Here is a 13,918-nt window from a genome sequence, read left to right as displayed (position 1 = left end):
GCGGGGGTCCGGCCCCATCTCCCCCCCCCCTGTTTACGGGCCCGGCGCCGGCCCCCCGCGGCAGGCCGCTCGGGAACGGCCGCCCCGGCGTTCGTGTGTGCTCGCCACGATCGGCGGCTTCGACTCACCCGGAGCCAGGGGCTGTTGCCCTGGGCGTCACTCGCTCAGGGCGGCGCGGAGGAAGTCGAGGATCTCCGCCCGGGCCGGTTCCGCCTGCGGGACGATCCCGGGCATGGACAGGAAGGCGTGGATCGCGCCCTGGTGTTCCGTGAGGCGGGTGGGCGTGCCGGCCGCGTCGAGCCGCTCGGCGTAGCGGCGGCCGTGGTCGGCGAGCGGGTCGTGGGTCGGTACGACGACGAGGGCGGGCGGCAGACCGCTGAGGTCGTCCGCGTGCAGCGGGGAGAGCGGGCGCGGGTCGGTACCGGGCGGCACGGCCAGCCGCCGGAACAGGCGGAGTTGGGGCAGGCTCAGGGACGGCGTCCGCGCGTGCTCGGTCATGGAGGCGTGGTCGAACAGGGCGTCCGTCGTGTCGACCGCCGGGTTCACCAGCACCTGGGCCCGGAGAGCGGGGCCCGCCGCCGCGCGGGCCCGGATCGCCGTCAGCGCGCCGAGCAGCGCGCCGCAGCTCTCCCCGAACAGGGCGATCCGCTCCGGGTCGATGCCCCATGCGGCGGCGTCGCCGGCCAGGTGCCGCAGGACGTCCCAGACGTCGTCGGCGGCGCGGGGCAGTGGGCTGTCGAAGGTCAGGAGCCGGTGGTCGACCGAGACGACGACTGCGGGCAGCCGGACCGCCAGGTGGCTGTTGACCCAGTCGCTCTGCGTCGCCGTGCCGACGAACCCGCCCCCGTGGACGTGGACGACGAGGGGCAGAGCCGCGCCGTCCGACGGTCCGCCGGTGGGCCGGGGCCGGTACACGCGGACCGGCAGTTCGTGCCCCGGCAGCCGTACGGTCCGCCACTCGACGGCCGCGCCGGGGTCGGTCTCTCCGGTGGCGACGCGCGCGGCGGCCGAGGCGCGGAAGCGGTTCTCCGCCTCGCTGAAGGCGGCCAGTTCACCTGCCGTGACATGTTCCCAGTCCGGCTCCGCCGGACGTTCCGGGGCGGCGAGCGCCGCCGCGCCCGTGCCGCCGATTCCGCCCGACTCGCTGTGCTCACTCATGACTTCCCCTTCGCCCGAACGGTCTTCTCGCACTGTCTGCGCACCCTCAGGTGTCCTGCCGAACTCGAGGAACCGGACCCGAGGGATCAAAACCCGAGGTGTCGCACCGGATACCGAACCCCAGATATCGAACCCCAAGGTATCGAAACCTGAGGTATCGAAACCCAAGGTAGCGAAAAGAGGTACCGTGGCGCCATGCCTTCGCGCCCCTCCGACCCTCCGTCCCGCACCTCACCCGCGCCCCCGTCGGACGCCGCACCCGCCCGACCGCACGGCCGCCCGCCGGGCCGCCCCCGCGCGGGCCTCAACTCCGCTGTGTTCGCGGCGACGTTGAGCACGGTCGTCGAGCTGGGTTACGCCCGCGCCACCGTCGAGCGCATCGCGGCCGCGGCCGGCGTGGCGAAGTCGACGGTCTACCGGCGCTGGCCGACCAAGGGCGCGCTGATCGTCGACTGCCTTCTCGACGCCCTGGGGCCGGCCCCGCTGGAGGGCGGCACCCGCGCCGAGATCCTGGAGTCGAGCGTGCGGCGCGTCGCCGCGCGGATCGGCGAGCCGGGAGTCGGGGACGCGTTCGCCGGAGTGTTCAGCGACGCCGTCAGCGACCCGGCGCTGCGCGAGATCCTGGCGACGCGGCTGCAACAGCCGTATCTGACCGCGCTCCAGGAGGCGCTCGGCGAGCCGGAGCACCGGGTGCTGTTCCTCATCGACGTCGTGGTGGGCGTCCTGCTGCACCGGATGGGGATGACGGGCGAGCCGATGGTCGAGCGGGACGTGGACGCGCTGGTCGCCATGGTGCTGCCCCACTTCGCGGCCGGTCCCGGCGAGCGCTGAGCCCGGCGCCGGCAAAAGCCGTCGACATCCCGTGCCGTGCTCCGCGATGCTGGGCGCGATGACTCGTATCGACGACACACCTGCCGCCTGGGACGACCGCACCCAGCTGACCACGTTCCTCGACTACGCGCGCGACACGGCCCGCGCGAAGTGCGAGGGCGTCTCCGCGGAGCACGCCCGTACGGCGCTCCTGCCCGGATCCCCGCTGATGACCCTGAGCGGACTGATCAACCATCTGCGCTGGGTCGAGTACTTCTGGTTCCAGGTCGTCTTCCTCGGAGAGGAGGACGAGGGGCCGTGGACCGACGAGGATCCCGACCGCGAGATGCGCATCGCCGTCGACATCCCGCTCCCTGAGCTGCTCGACGCGTACGCCGAGCAGAGCGCCCGGTACCGGGAGATCGTGGCGAAGCATCCTCTGGACACGAAGGCGCACCGCACGACGCGGCCGGGCCAGGAGATCGATCTGCGCTGGATCCTGCATCACCTCACCGAGGAGACGGCCCGGCACAACGGGCACCTCGACATCCTGCGCGAGATGCTCGACGGCAAGACCGGCAGCTGACGTCACGCACTCAACTGGGCTGAGGCGCCCGGGAGTTCACGACTCCTGGGCGCCTTTGCGCATACCGGGGCATTTCGCATGGCGAGACGATCGTCTCGTCTCGCGTTGACATCTCCTGATCATCTGCTTCATATTCCTGTCCATGTCACGCAGCCCCGTCACCCTGGAGAGCGCCGCCATCGAGCTGGCGCTCATCGGCGTGACCGGGCACAGCGTCTCCGACATTCACTGTTGCTGACGTCTGCAGACGTGCGCGCGGGCCGTCCGGCCCGGACGGTTCCCGTTTCCAGCGCGCACGCGTGCGTACTCCGCCCGCAGGCGTGACAGTTCCCGGCGCTCCCTTCCGTACCCTCGCTCGTCGACCTTCCGGCCTTCCGCCGTGTCGACGAGTCGACACGGTCGTGTTCGTACGCCCCTCTCGCTGCCTGCGCGGTTCCCCTCGATCCGTTCCGCAGTAGTCCTCAGAGAGGCCGTCCTCCGATGCGTCAACCGTCCGTCAAGTCCCGCCGCCTGTCCGCGGCCGCAGCCGTGCTCGTCGTGGGTGCGGGTGCCGCGGCCTGCGGCCCCCAGGAGAGCGAGGGCGGTTCCGCCGGCGCCGCGGGCACGCCCCACAAGGGCGGCACGCTCACCGTCCTGAACAGCAGCCCGCAGGAGGACTTCGACCCCGCGCGCCTCTACACCTCGGGCGGCGGCAACATCCCCTCGCTCGTCTTCCGCACGCTCACCACCCGCAACCGCGAGGACGGCGCGGCCGGCACGAAGGTCGTCCCCGACCTCGCGACCGACCTCGGCACGCCCAGCAAGAACGCCACGGTCTGGACGTACACCCTCAAGAAGGGCCTCAAGTACGAGGACGGCAGCCCGATCACGAGCGCCGACATCAAGTACGGCATCGAGCGCTCCTTCGCCGCCGAACTGTCCGGCGGCGCGCCGTACCTGCGGGACTGGCTGATCGGCGGCGCCGACTACGAGGGCCCGTACAAGGACAAGAAGGGCCTCGACTCGATCGAGACGCCCGACGAGCGGACCATCGTCTTCCACCTGAACAAGCCCGAGGGCGAGTTCCCCTTCCTTGCCACGCAGACCCAGACGACGCCGGTGCCGCAGAAGAAGGACAAGGGCACCAAGTACGAACAGCACCCCCTCTCCTCGGGCCCGTACAAGGTCGTGAAGAACGAGGGCGACGGCGAGCGGCTCGTCCTGGCGCGCAACACGCACTGGTCGGCGGCGACCGACGAGGAGCGCAAGGCGTACCCCGACCGGATCGACGTCCGCTCCGGTCTCGACTCCGCCGTCATCAACCAGCGGCTGTCCGCCTCGCGCGGCGCCGACGCGGCCGCCGTCACGACCGACACCAACCTCGGCCCGGCCGAGCTCGCCAAGGTGTCCGGCGACAAGGACCTCGCCGCGCGCGTCGGCACGGGCCACTTCGGCTACACGAACTACATCGCCTTCAACCCGAAGGTGAAGCCGTTCGACAACCCGAAGGTGCGCCAGGCGATCTCGTACGCCGTGGACCGCTCCTCCGTCGTGAACGCGGCGGGCGGCTCCTCGCTCGCCGAGGCCGCGACGACCTTCCTGCCGAACCAGAAGTCGTTCGGCTACACGCCCTACGACCACTTCCCGGCCGGGAAGAACGGCAACGCGGCGAAGGCCAAGGAGCTGCTGAAGGAGGCCGGTTACGCCAAGGGCCTGACCGTCACGCTCACGCACTCCAACGCGAAGGACTTCGCGACGAGCCCCGAGATCGCGACCGCGCTCCAGGAGGCGCTCAAGAAGGCCGGCATCACGGTCAGGCTCCAGGGCCTGGAGGACAACGACTACTCCGAGACCGTGCACAGCGTGAAGTCCGAGCCCGGGTTCTTCCTGAGCGGCTGGGGTGCCGACTGGCCGTCCGGCGGCCCGTTCTTCGCGCCGATCTTCGACGGCCGGCAGATCGTGAAGTCCGGCTACAACTTCAACTCGGCGCAGCTGGACGACGCTTCGGTCAACAAGGAGATCGACGCGATCAACAAGCTGACCGACCTGGGCGCCGCCGCGCAGCGCTGGGGCGCGCTCGACAAGAAGGTCGGCGAGCAGGCGCTCACCGTGCCGCTGTTCCACCCGGTCTACAAGCGGCTGTACGGCGAGTCCGTCAAGAACATCGTGATCAGTGACTGGACCGGTGTGCTCGACGTGTCGCAGGTCGCGGTCAAGTAGCCATGGCGGAAGCACTGTTCACCGAAGTCACCGCGTCCGGTGACGCGGCCGAGGGGGGGGGGGGCGGCGGCGGGGGGGGGGGGCGCGGCGGGCGCCCCCCCCCCGGGTGTGGGGGCCCCCGGGCACCCCGCCCTACGGGCCCGGGCGCGGGGGGCCCCGGGCCCCTTCGTCATGCCGTGTGCGCGCGGTGAGCGTCAGCTCACGCAGCGGCGCCGCGGTTGCCGGCGAGGCGCGGCAGCAGGCGGAAGCCCACACCGCCCGCGATCATCGTCGCGGCGCCGATCAGCAGGATGGTGGTGCCGGAGGAACCGGTCTCGGCGAGCTCGCCGTTCGAGTCCTTGCCGGTGCCGTTGCCGGTCTGCTGGGCCGGGGCGGAGCCCGTGTCGTTCAGGCCGTCCTCGGACTGGCCGCCCTGCTCGACGGGGTTGTTGTTGCCGTCGGGGTTGGTGTTGTCACCGCCGGTGGACGAGCCACCGCCGTTGCCGCCGCCGTTGTCGCCCGAGCCGCCGTTGCCGCCACCGTTCTGGTTGCCGCCGTTGCCGGAGCCACCGTTCCCGTTGCCGCCACCGTTCTGGTTGCCGCCGTCGGTGGTGCCACCATCGGTGGTGCCGCCGTCCGTGGTGCCGCCGTCGGTCGTGCCGCCATCGGTGGTGCCGCCGTCGGTGGTGCCGCCGTCGGTGGTGCCACCGTCAGTCGTACCACCGTCCGTGGTCCCACCGTCGGTGGTCCCGCCATCGGTGGTGCCGCCGTCAGTCGCACCACCGTCGGTGGCACCACCATCGGTCGAGCCGCCGTCGCTGCCGCCGTTGTTGCCACCCTCGGTGACGCCGACGACGGAGCCGCCGTCGGTGCCGCCGTCATCCTCACCCAGGCCGACGCCGGCGCCGATGCCATCCTCGTCGGCGTGAACGTTCGCGTCGAGGCCGAGGATGCCGATGTTCACGTCAGCGGCGGAGGCGGCGCCCGCGGCGGTCAGCGACGCGCCAGCGGCGATCACCGCACCAGCGGCTATCCGCGCCACACGGATCCGCGTCTTCTTGGTCATCTGTCTGCTACCCCCAGTAGCCAATCGTCAATGGAGCAGCGCCAGGGCCGCGCGCTCGGACAGGGGCAGCAGAGGCCTTCGTACGACCCGCCCCCGTTCACACGCGTCCCACTGAATACGCATGCCGCGCGCAACCCTTCCCAGTTTTGCGATCAGCGTCAAGGCGGTTTGCGTACGCGATGCCCCATATCGGACGGTTCGACAGGGGAACGGATATGTGAAAGTGCCGTAAATGACAACTGCCGCCCTTGAGGCGGCAGTTGTCTTGTCGATAAAGCGGCGGGAACCGGCGCTTACTTCTCCTGCTGCTTGCGCCAGCGAATTCCGGCCTCGAGGAAGCCGTCGATCTCGCCGTCGAGCACGGACTGCGGGTTGCCGACCTCGAACTTGGTGCGCAGGTCCTTGACCATCTGGTACGGGTGCAGGACGTAGGACCGCATCTGGTTGCCCCACGAGCTGCCGCCGTCGCCCTTGAGGGCGTCCATCTTGGCCCGCTCCTCCTGGCGCTGGCGCTCGAGCAGCTTCGCCTGCAGAACGTTCATGGCCGTGGCCTTGTTCTGGATCTGCGAGCGCTCGTTCTGACAGGAGACGACGATGCCGGTGGGGATGTGGGTCAGACGGACCGCGGAGTCCGTCGTGTTCACGCCCTGGCCGCCGGGGCCCGAGGAACGGTAGACGTCGATGCGCAGGTCCGACTCGTCGATCTCGACGTGGTCGGTCTGCTCGACGACGGGCAGCACCTCGACGCCGGCGAAGGACGTCTGGCGGCGGCCCTGGTTGTCGAACGGGGAGATGCGCACCAGGCGGTGCGTGCCCTGCTCGACGGAGAGCGTGCCGTAGGCGTACGGGACCTGGACGGCGAAGGTGGTCGACTTGATGCCGGCCTCTTCCGCGTACGAGGTCTCGTAGACCTCCGTCTTGTAGCCGTGGCGCTCGGCCCAGCGCAGGTACATGCGCTGCAGCTGCTCGGCGAAGTCCGCGGCGTCGACGCCGCCGGCCTCGGCGCGGATGTTGACCAGCGCCTCGCGGGAGTCGTACTCGCCGCTCAGGAGCGTACGGACTTCCATCTCGTCCAGCGCCTTCTTGACGGAGGTCAGCTCGGACTCCGCCTCGGCGCGGGTGTCCGGGTCGTCCTCCTCCTCGGCCATCTCGAAGAGGACGGAGAGGTCGTCGATCCGGCCACGCAGGGCCTCGGCCTTGCGCACCTCCGCCTGGAGGTGGCTCAGCTTGCTGGTGATCTTCTGCGCCTCTTCCGGGTCGTCCCACAGGGACGGCGCGGCCGCCTGCTCCTCGAGCACGGCGATATCTGCCCTCAGCTTGTCGAGGTCCAGGACGGCCTCGATCGACTCCATGGTCGAGGAGAGGGACTTCAGCTCTTCGGAAACATCGACGACTGCCACAGGACCAGCCTAACGGCTGGTGCAAGTGATCCGTTCCCGGTGCCTCACGGGTGGGCCGGAGCCGAATTGTTGCTGTCCGTCGGCGGGCCCTCGTCCGAGCCGGAGGAACCGGCCGCCCATATGCCGCCGCCCACGGCCAGGACCAGGACGGCTCCGGCGACGCCGAACGTGAGGCGGCGGCGCCGGGCCGAGGAGCGGTTGCGCGCCGAGCCGGGGCGCGGGGCGCCGGACGCGCGGGGGGCGCGGGCGGTGCCGCGGGCGCCGCCGGCCAGCTCGTCCGGGGCCGGGACACGCATGGAGGTGTGGGTGTCGCGGTTGGAGTCCGCGGAGGCAGCGCCGGGGACCAGCGGGACGGCGCCGCGGCGCGGGGCGGTTGGCCGCTCGGGCCCCTCCGCGGCGGCCTCCTGCTCCTCCGGCGCGGGGTCGGCGTCGGGCTCGTCTACGTCGAGCGGGGCCATGCCGACGAGCAGCGGCTGGAGCTCGCGCAGCCGGACGGCCAGCTCGGAGGCGCGCAGCCGGGAGGCGGGGGCCTTGGCGAGGCACTGGACCAGGAGCTGCCACAGCTCGTCGGGGATGCCGGGCAGCGGCACGACGGTCTCGGTGACGTGCCGGCGCAGGATCGCGCCGGGGTGGCCGCCGCCGAAGGGGGTGAAGCCGGCGAGCAGCTCGTAGAGGACGGTGGCGAGGGCGTAGATGTCGACGGCGGCGCGCGGCGGGAGGCCCTCGATGATCTCGGGGGCGAGGTAGTCGGGGGTGCCGACGACCTTGGAGGCGCGGGTGCGGCGCGGGGTGTCGATCAGCTTGGCGACGCCGAAGTCGGTGAGCAGGGCGGGGTGGGCGCCGCCGGGGCCGAGCGGGCCCTGCATGTCCAGGAGGATGTTCTCCGGCTTGACGTCGCGGTGGACGATGCCGGCGGCGTGCGCGGCGGCCAGGCCCTCGGCGACGTCGGCCGCGATGGCGACGGCGGCCTCGGGGGCGAGACGGCGCTCGCGGTCCAGGCGGGTGCGCAGGTCGGTGCCGCGGATCAGGTCCATGACCAGCGCGAGGTCGTTGCCGTCCACCACCAGGTCGTGGACGCCGACCACGCGCGCGTGGTCGAGGCTCAGCAGGGCGGTGCGCTCCTGGACGAAGCGGCCGACCAGCTCCTGGTCGGAGGCGAGGTCCTCGCGCAGCAGTTTGATGGCGACGGGCCCGTCGGGCCCCTCGCCGAGCCACACCGTGCCCGCGCTGCCGCGGCCCAGGATCTGGTGGGCGGTGTACCGGCTGCCGATCTTCCGTGCCAAGACTGCTCCTACAGACGCGTGTTGGCGCCCAAGCTACGCGGCTCGGGCGCCGACCAACGCATCAGCGGCGGAAATCACCCGCTGGATGTCGACAAATCTCCAACATCGTCGCCCCGGCGGGGTCTCGGCAGGGGTCCGGGGCGGCTCAGGCGCCGCCCGAACCGCCACTGGAGCCGAGGTCACCGATCCAGCCGGTGACCGTCGAGAACCAGTCGGACAGCTGGGCCCAGTAGCCCTTGCCGGTGCCGATCCAGTCCTGGAGCGGGGTGAACTCCCACACCAGCCAGCTGACGACGAAGAGCATCACGACCATGAACAGGCAGCCCTTGAGGCAGCCGAGACCGGGGATCTTCATCGGGTTGGCGCTGCGTTGACGCGGCTCGCGCGGCGGCCGCGCCTGCTGGGGCGGCGGCTGCGGCGGCGCGTACTGCTGCTGCGGGGCCTGGGGCGCGTACCGCTGCGGCTGCTGCTGGGGCTGCGCCTGGGGCGCGTACTGCTGCTGCGGCCTGCGCGGCTCCTGCTGCGGGCGGGCCACCTGGCGCTGGGGACGGCGGCGGCGCAGCGGGTCCTGGTCGGGGTCGATGTACTGCTGGACCTGCGTCTGCTCGTTGCGGTCGCGGGCCGCGCGCAGCTGGTTGCCCCACGCGTCCGGCATCGCCTGCTGCTGCGGCGGGTCCTGCGGGACCGGCGGCAGGACGGCCGTCGGGTCGGCGGCGCCGCCGGGCTGCTGCTGCATGACGCTCGTCGCCGCGTTCGGGTCGTACGCGGCGGCGTTCGCCGGGTTGGTCGCCGCCGCGTTGCTCGGCAGGACCTGGGTGGGGTCGGCGGCGCCCGGGGCGTCGGGGACCTGGGCCGGGCGCGGGTCCGGGGCGAGGAGGGCGCCGACGCCCTCGGCGGCGGCGATCTGCGCGCTGTTCGCGTGCACGCCGATGCCCTCGGCGACCGCGCGCAGGCCGCGCGCCAGGTTCTCGGCGCTGGGCCGCTCGTCCGGGTTCTTGCGCAGGCAGCGCTCGATGACCGTCCACAGCGGGTCGGGGACCGTCGAGGGGCGGCGCGGCTCGGAGCTGAGGTGCTGGTGGAGCACTTCGAGGGCGCTGCCGCCGGCGAAGGGCGGGCGGCCGGTGACGAGCTCGTAGAGCAGGATGCCGGCGCCGTAGACGTCGACGGCGCTGGTCTGCGGGCGGCCCTCGGCGGACTCCGGGGCGACGTACGCGGGCGTGCCGACGAACTCGTGGGTGCGGGTCAGGCCCGGGGAGTCGGCGAGGCGGGCGATGCCGAAGTCGGTCAGCATCGGGTGCATGCCGGCGTCGTCCTGCTTGAGCAGCACGTTCGCGGGCTTCAGGTCGCGGTGCACGACGCCGTCGGCGTGGCTCGCGGCGAGCGCGTCGGCGATCTGCGCGGTCAGCAGGGACGCGGCGACCGGGGAGAACGGGCCGTTCTCCCGCAGGTAGCGGTGCAGGTCCGGGCCGTCGACCAGGTCCATGACGAGGGCGAGCAGCTCGCCCTCGACGACCAGGTCGCGGGTGCGGACGATGTTCGGGTGCGTGAGGCGGAGCAGGACGGAGCGTTCGCGCAGGAAGCGCATCACCACGTCCGCGTCGTTCGCCAGCTCCTCCTTGAGGACCTTGATGGCGACGGTCTCACCGGGCTGGCCGGCGACGGCCGCCTCGGCGCCCGCGGTCTCGCGCTGGCGGGCTCGCCAGACGGTGCCCGTGGCGCCGCGTCCGAGCGGCTCCTCGAGCAGGTACTTGCTGCCTACCGGCCGCACGTCATGCGCTCCCTGCATCGGTGTCTGCTTGGTCTGCCGGTGCTTCTGCCCGGTCCCAGATGTTCCGACCCACTGTAGTGGCGCCGTACGGAGTACCGACTGTCGATCTTCGGCCTCCTGGCCGGGTTCCGCCCCCGGCCTCGACAAACTTCCGTTCGACAGGAAGACGCGTGCCCGGGTCCGCCGGTTGCCGCCAGGGAACTTTTACGGGCAGACGCGACCAATCAAGATCACTTACGGGTGGGCGGCGGGCGTGTTGTCGGTGGCAAGTGCGAGGATGCCTCACAGCACTGGCTGACGTGCCCGTAGCGGTGGGGGATCTGCGGTGGGGGACCGCGGGCTGTCCCGTCGCGGGCGCCCGCGCAGAAGGGACCGCAGACGGCGATGCAGATCCGGCTTTCCGTCGTAGACCCCCTGGGCACGCGCCCGGACGCGGCCCCTGGCGGGGGCCGCGCGGCCACCGGTGCCGACGTCCTGGTGACGGCCCCCGCGGGCACCGCGCTCGCCGCCGTCGCCTCCGGCCTCGTCGCGGCCGTCGCGGGCGGCGACGCCCCCTCCTCCGTCCTGTACGCGGGCACCGAGCGGCTCGACCCGCAGCGCTGCCTGCTCGGCGAGCCCCCGCTGACCGACGGCGCGGTGCTCTCCCTCGGCGTCCCGGCCGACCCCGGCCCCGAGCCGGACGCGGCCGACGCCCAGCTCCACGTCATCGCGGGGCCCGACGCGGGCGGCGTCCACCTGCTGCACGGCGGCCAGATCCGCGTCGGCCGCTCCGCCGACGCCGACGTGCCGCTCGACGACCCCGACGTCTCCCGGCTGCACTGCGCCGTGACCCTCACGGAGGACGGCCGCGTCACCGTCGCCGACCTGGGCTCGACCAACGGGACGCGGGTCGACGGCCGCCCCGTCGGCGAGCGCCCCGTACGGCTCGCCCCCGGCGCCCTGCTGCGGCTCGGCGAGTCCGCGCTGCGCGTCGCCGTCGCCGGGGACGCCGCCCGGCCCGCACCCCTGCGCACCGCGCCCGACGGCGAGGGCCACATCCGGGTGACCCCGCCGGACGCGTCCGCCCAGGACCCCGCCGGCTCCTCCCCCGACGCCTCGACCGGACACGTCTACGGGGACACCTCCCTCGGCACGCCGGACGCCGATTCCGGGCCAGGCGTCGACCGGCCGCCCGTCGTGCCCGGGCAGGGCGGGGCGCCCGACGCCGAGCGCACGCCCACAGGCACCCCGCCGCGCGGGACCCCGGTGCCGCGCGCCCCGCGCAAGCGCGGCGGGCTCGGCCGGCTGCTGCGGCGCGGCGCCGGGCGCGACGAGGAGGACCAGCACCACGAGATCCACGAGCCGCACGTCCTGCGCACCCCGCAGTTCCCCGGCTCCCCGGACTCCCCCGGCACCCACGCCGCCCTCACCGGAATCGTGCCCGCACCCCGCTCCGAGGCCCCCGGCCCGGCCGGCGCGGGCCGCACCTGGCCCGACGCCGCCGCACTGCTCCTGACCGCGCTGGGCCCGGGCCCCCGGCTCTGGGAGCGCGGCCCGGGACACCCCGAGGCGCTGGCCGTGCGGCTCGGCACCGTGGACCGCACGGGTCCGGACGGCGCGGCCGTGCTGCCCGCCGTGCCGGTCACCGTCGGGCTCGCCGAGGCCGGGGCGCTCGGCCTCGCCGGACCGCGGGCCCGGCTCGCCGGGCTCGCCCGCTGCGCGCTGGCCCAGCTCGCGGCGCTGCACGCGCCCGACCGCCTGGAGATCGTCCTCATCAGCACCGACCGGGCCCGGCCCGTCGAGCAGCGGCTCGCCGAGTGGTCCTGGCTGGGCTGGCTGCCGCACGTGCGCCCGGCGCACGGCCAGGACTGCCGGCTCCTCCTCGCCTACGACCGCGAGCAGGCGGCCGCGCGCACGGGTGAGCTGCTGCGCCGCCTCGACGACCACGCGGCCGGATTCCGTCCGGGCCGCGCCCCGGACGCCCCGGGCCGGCCCGGTGACGGGGACGGGGACGGTGTCGCGGTCTCCACCGTCGTCGTGGTCGACGGCGACCCCGGCGCGGCCGATCTGCGCGAGGCGACCGTACGGCTCGCCGCAGAGGGGGCCGCCGCCGGGATCCACGTTCTGTGTCTCGCCGAGGCCCCGGCCGCCTCCCCGGCCTCCCCCGCCGAGGCCACGTACGAGGCGGCCTGCGCGCAGAGCCCGGCGTTCCGCGCGTGCGGGGCCGTCGCCCTGCTCAGCGGTGACGTGGCGACGGCGCTGCGGCTGCACCGGGCCGCGCACGGCGCCCTGGTCGGGCACGGCACCGTCGCGACGGTCGACGCGGTGTCGCTGCCCTGGGCCGAGCGGTTCGCCCGCGCGCTCGCCCCGCTGCGCACCGACGCGGCCCTCGCGCCCGGCGCCGGTCAGCCGCGGGTGTCCGCGCCGCTGCCGCGCACGGCCCGCCTCCTGGACGAACTGGGCCTGGCCCGCGCCACGCCCGCCTCCCTCATGGCGCGCTGGGCCGCCGCCGCGGACGATCAGGACGCGCTCGGCGGGCGGGTGTGGACGGTGCTCGGCGCCGGTCCGCGCGGACCCGTCGGCGTCGACCTCGCCGCCGAGGGGCCTCATCTGCTGATCGAGGGGCCCGTGGGCAGCGGCCGCACCGAGCTGCTGCGCTCGGTGGCCGCGTCGCTGGCCGCCGCCGAGCGGCCCGACCGGCTCGGCATCGTGCTCATCGACGGGCGCAGCGACGGACAGGGCGGCGGCGGGGCGGAGCGCGCGGAGGGGCTGCGGGTCTGCACCGATCTGCCGCACGTCACGACGCACCTCGCGGTCAACGACCCGGTGCGGATGCGGGAGTTCGCCCAGTCGCTGTCCACCGAGCTGAAGCGGCGGGCCGAGCTGACGGGGCGTACGCAGTTCGGCGAGTGGCACCTGCAGCGAGCCGTGTCCGGGCGGATGGTCGCCCAGCGGCCGGCTCCGGCGGGGCCCTCCGGGGGCGGCGCCGGGGATCTGGAGGCGCCGCCGAGTTCGACCCTGCGGCTGCGGCCGGGCGCGGCCCGGGAGAAGAAGCCGGTGGGCGCGTCGCCGCTGCCCCGGCTCGTCGTGGTCGTCGACGACCTGGACGCGCTGCTCGCGCCGCCGCTCGGTTCGCCGGGGCGGCCCGCGGCGGGGTCCGTCGTACGGGCCCTGGAGGCGGTGGCGCGGGACGGGGAGCGGCTCGGGGTGCATCTCGTCGCGGCGTACGCCTCCGGCGGGGGGCCGGAGTGGGGGGCCTCGCCCGTCGTGCGGCTCGACGTTCCGCTCGGCGGGGCGGAGGATCCGGCGCCGGGGCGGGGTGTGCTGCGGGCGCTCGACGGGCGGGAGACGGAGTTCCAGGCCGGGCGGGTCACCGGGCGGATCCCGCGTACCGCCACGCAGCGGCCCACGGTGGTCGCCCTCGACTGGGCCCGCATGGGGGATCCGCCGGACCGGCGCCCCGTACGGGAGTTGGGGAACGGTCCTACGGATCTGGCGCTGCTCGCCAGTGCGTTGGAGCGGGCCGCGCGCTCCGTATCCGCGACAGAGGTTCCGTCCCTTCTGTAGGGGGCGGTTCCGGTGGCCCGTGCGTCTGCGGCCCGGTGGGGGCTGGTCGCGCAGTTCCCCGCGCCCCTGAAATGCAGACCCTTCGGGTCGCATTTCCCCGATGAAGGCTGAACGGCGAAGCCG

10 protein-coding genes are annotated in these 13,918 nt (G+C 73.8%); 5 read left to right on the top strand and 5 right to left on the bottom strand.

Translation table 11 applies throughout. The features are described 5' to 3' along the window. Positions 1–156: 156 nt before the first annotated feature. Positions 157–1,158 carry an alpha/beta hydrolase gene (locus tag ACFW9D_RS33915; RefSeq protein WP_384628467.1) on the bottom strand — a complete coding sequence of 334 codons (1,002 nt, stop codon included), beginning with the start codon at positions 1,156–1,158 and terminating at the stop codon, positions 157–159. Positions 1,159–1,353: 195 nt separating this feature from the next. Here ACFW9D_RS33915 and ACFW9D_RS33910 point away from each other — a divergent pair, with 195 nt between their 5' ends. The 4 genes from ACFW9D_RS33910 (at position 1,354) to ACFW9D_RS33895 (ending at position 4,753) form a co-directional block, all read left to right on the top strand. Beyond that, positions 1,354–1,989 carry a TetR/AcrR family transcriptional regulator gene (locus ACFW9D_RS33910; protein ID WP_384628465.1) on the top strand — a complete coding sequence of 212 codons (636 nt, stop codon included), beginning with the start codon at positions 1,354–1,356 and terminating at the stop codon, positions 1,987–1,989. A 58-nt stretch (positions 1,990–2,047) separates the two neighbouring features. Further along, on the top strand, positions 2,048–2,554 hold the full coding sequence (locus tag ACFW9D_RS33905) for a DinB family protein (protein ID WP_384628462.1): 507 nt from the start codon (positions 2,048–2,050) through the stop codon (positions 2,552–2,554). Positions 2,555–2,696: 142 nt separating this feature from the next. Then, on the top strand, positions 2,697–2,792 hold the full coding sequence (locus tag ACFW9D_RS33900) for an Ms4533A family Cys-rich leader peptide (protein ID WP_384628459.1): 96 nt from the start codon (positions 2,697–2,699) through the stop codon (positions 2,790–2,792). Positions 2,793–3,034: 242 nt separating this feature from the next. After that, on the top strand, positions 3,035–4,753 hold the full coding sequence (locus ACFW9D_RS33895; RefSeq protein WP_384628456.1) for an ABC transporter substrate-binding protein: 1,719 nt from the start codon (positions 3,035–3,037) through the stop codon (positions 4,751–4,753). A 199-nt stretch (positions 4,754–4,952) separates the two neighbouring features. On the opposite strand, the gene ACFW9D_RS33890 is transcribed toward ACFW9D_RS33895, so the two are convergent. The 4 genes from ACFW9D_RS33890 to ACFW9D_RS33875 form a co-directional block, all read right to left on the bottom strand. After that, positions 4,953–5,798, bottom strand: a complete 846-nt coding sequence (locus ACFW9D_RS33890; RefSeq protein ID WP_384628453.1) for a hypothetical protein — start codon at positions 5,796–5,798, stop codon at positions 4,953–4,955. A gap of 293 nt (positions 5,799–6,091) precedes the next feature. After that, positions 6,092–7,198: a peptide chain release factor 2 gene (prfB, locus tag ACFW9D_RS33885; RefSeq protein WP_384628451.1), complete on the bottom strand. Its 1,107-nt coding sequence runs from the start codon at positions 7,196–7,198 to the stop codon at positions 6,092–6,094. A gap of 44 nt (positions 7,199–7,242) precedes the next feature. Next, complete coding sequence (locus tag ACFW9D_RS33880) at positions 7,243–8,481, bottom strand: serine/threonine-protein kinase (protein ID WP_188338598.1); 1,239 nt, start codon at positions 8,479–8,481, stop codon at positions 7,243–7,245. 145 nt (positions 8,482–8,626) lie between these two features. Then, positions 8,627–10,249, bottom strand: coding sequence for a serine/threonine-protein kinase (locus ACFW9D_RS33875; protein WP_384628448.1), 1,623 nt, complete (start codon positions 10,247–10,249; stop codon positions 8,627–8,629). A 384-nt stretch (positions 10,250–10,633) separates the two neighbouring features. Here ACFW9D_RS33875 and ACFW9D_RS33870 point away from each other — a divergent pair, with 384 nt between their 5' ends. After that, positions 10,634–13,795, top strand: a complete 3,162-nt coding sequence (locus ACFW9D_RS33870; protein WP_384628446.1) for an FHA domain-containing protein — start codon at positions 10,634–10,636, stop codon at positions 13,793–13,795. Positions 13,796–13,918: the final 123 nt, after the last annotated feature.

This window comes from Streptomyces sp. NPDC059524, from assembly GCF_042749255.1.
GTDB classification, from domain to species: Bacteria; Actinomycetota; Actinomycetes; order Streptomycetales; family Streptomycetaceae; genus Streptomyces; species Streptomyces xanthii.
The sequence above is the reverse complement of the archived record's forward strand: the minus strand, read 5'-3'. Positions and strand labels throughout refer to the sequence as shown.